Origin of the sequence: Cedecea sp. NFIX57 (assembly GCF_900177785.1) — a bacterium.
In the GTDB taxonomy this organism is placed as follows: domain Bacteria; phylum Pseudomonadota; class Gammaproteobacteria; order Enterobacterales; family Enterobacteriaceae; genus Cedecea; species Cedecea neteri_C.
Window position 1 is genome coordinate 1 of sequence record NZ_FXAS01000096.1, and the last position, 2,583, is coordinate 2,583.

Below are 2,583 nucleotides of genomic sequence, written 5' to 3' on the forward strand. Positions count from 1 at the left end.
GGTGTGTGGCCCCCGATATTGCCCTCTTACTTGAGCGGGGCCGCAGCCAGGGTCCGGCCGCCAGCCTGCGCCAGAAATTCGATTACCTGTGGCGCGTGCGACATGAAGTCGCTTAGTTAATTGTTCCGACCATAAATGGGAAGGGAACCTGATGTTCCGTCATCAGTAGCCTACCGGCACATGCAGGACGGGTAACTGACTTGTGTGAAGCTGCCGGGACAACGTAGCTGGCCTTTTTTTTGGGGCTACCTTTGAACCGTGAGGTCAGGGGGATATCTGCAAGCATCATGCGGATACGGCGCAAGGCTGGGTGGTATGGCTAACATAAGTGAACTGCTAATAAACATCGTTAGGTAAAACAAGCCAAAGATGCTGGCAGGCTTGAACCAAAAGGTACGCGGCTGGTTGTTTCATGCGCCATGGGAACACACGGGCAGTAAGCCGCCGGTGAAAAGGCAGAGTCTACCCCACTCTTGTTAACTAAGTGGAACATGGTAAGCCCGTATTGCTGCCCCAAAAGGCAGGCAAACCGTAAGGAATGCTGTTAGCGGTGCGGGTAGAGGAGTGTGGAGAAAGCGAAGGCCGCTCTGTAATGAGGCAGACAGAGATTGAGCCGTCTGGCAACATCATCACACGCGAAAGCGGGCAGACTTCCACATGGTCTTTCATTGCGAGATAGCTTGTCAAACTTTCTTAAAGGAGGGAACAGCAGATGACTACGCAAAATATTTGCGCGGGTGCGCCCTCACACAAATCGGTTATATGGTCCAGTATTAACTGGGAAAAATGTCACCGTGAAGTGCGAAAGCTACAGGTGCGTATCGCAAAGGCGACACGGGAAGGGAGGCATGGAAAGGTAAAGTGTTTACAGTGGCTCCTGACCCACTCGTTCAGTGGCAAAGCATTAGCCGTCAAACGAGTTACTGGAAATCAGGGTAGTAAAACAGCGGGAGTTGACAAGATAAAATGGTTAACACCCGGCGCCAAATCTCAGGCCATATTGTCACTCAGACGGTACGGGTATTCCCCTTTGCCGTTGAAACGTGTTTATATTCCAAAATCCAATGGTAAAAACCGGGCTCTGGGGATCCCAACGATGAAAGACCGCGCCATGCAGGCCCTCTACCTGCTGGCTCTGGAACCTGTCGCGGAAACTACAGCGGATCGGCGTTCATTCGGATTCCGTACCGGAAGATGCACGGCGGATGCTATAGAACAATGTTTCATTTGTCTCGCTAAAAAGAGCTCGGCACAATGGGTTCTGGAAGGTGATATAAAAGGCTGTTTTGACAATATCAGTCATAGCTGGCTTCTGACCAATACTCCGATGGATCGCAAGATTCTGGATATGTGGTTAAAAGTCGGTTATATAGAAAATCAGCAATTCTTTCCGGTTCACGCGGGTACGCCACAGGGCGGAATAATATCGCCCACCCTGGCGAATATGGTTCTTGACGGGTTAGAATCCATACTTGCTCTCAATTTTGGCAAGATAGCTGCTCACCCCGGTAAAAAGGTGAACTATATCCGCTATGCGGATGATTTCATCATAACCGGGAACTCGAAAGAAATTCTGGCAAATGAAGTCGTGCCACTTGTTGAACGGTTTATGCGGGAAAGAGGCCTTACTCTGTCACCAGAGAAAACCCGGATAGCCCATATAAACGATGGATTTGACTTCCTCGGGCAGAATATTCGCAAGTATGGCAACAAGCTTCTGATCAAGCCATCTCAATCGAATACCGCTGACTTTCTGGCTAAAGTGCGCTCAACGATAAAGGGAAACAAGACAACCAGCCAGCGGAATCTAATCTGGCTCCTTAATCCCATGATTCGGGGATGGGCAAACTACCATCAACACGTTGTCTCAAAGGAAGTCTTCGAACGAGTTGATCATGAGATCTGGTGTGCATTATGGCAATGGTGCAGGCGTCGACACCCACAGAAAGGCAGACGATGGATTAAAGATCGCTATTTTCGTACCTTGAAAGGGTGTGATTGGATCTTTGCAGAAAAAGGGGCCCAGGCATCCTCTGGTCCCCTTTTGTGTCTGAGTAAAGCATCGGATACGAAAATAAAGCGGCATACGGTGCTGAAGCTGGACGCCTGTATATTCGATCCACGATGGGAGATATATTTTGAGAAACGATTTGCCCTCAAACTACTGAACTCACTGAAAGGTCGGGAAAAGCTGCTGAACATTCTGCTAAGCCAGAATGGGAAATGTCTTGTCTGCCACGAAGTCATTACATCTGAGAGCGGATGGGTTGCTCACTATCTTGTTCGACGGGTTGATGGAGGAAGTGACAGAAATACCAATCTTGTCATGGTTCATCCAGATTGCCATCACCAAATCCATGCCAATACCCTGACGGTTGTAGAACCGGCCCACGTAAGTGGGCTTTGAAAGGCTTGAGCGGAGTGCGGTGAAAGTCGCACGCTCCGTTCTTAGGGGAGGATGGACCAGTAATGGTCTGTCCTTACCCGACTCCTGCAGCGGTGATATCGCGGCCCAGTCCGATTTGTTCCGGCTGACGTACGCCACAGAGGTGCTGAAGGACGACGTCTGGGGCAGCAAAGTGA

1 protein-coding gene is annotated in these 2,583 nt (G+C 50.0%); it reads left to right on the forward strand.

Translation table 11 applies throughout. From position 1 onward, the window contains the following. Window positions 1-712 precede the first annotated feature (712 nt). Complete coding sequence (gene ltrA, locus B9Y90_RS25865; protein WP_085543132.1) at window positions 713-2,407, forward strand: group II intron reverse transcriptase/maturase; 1,695 nt, start codon at window positions 713-715, stop codon at window positions 2,405-2,407. Window positions 2,408-2,583: the final 176 nt, after the last annotated feature.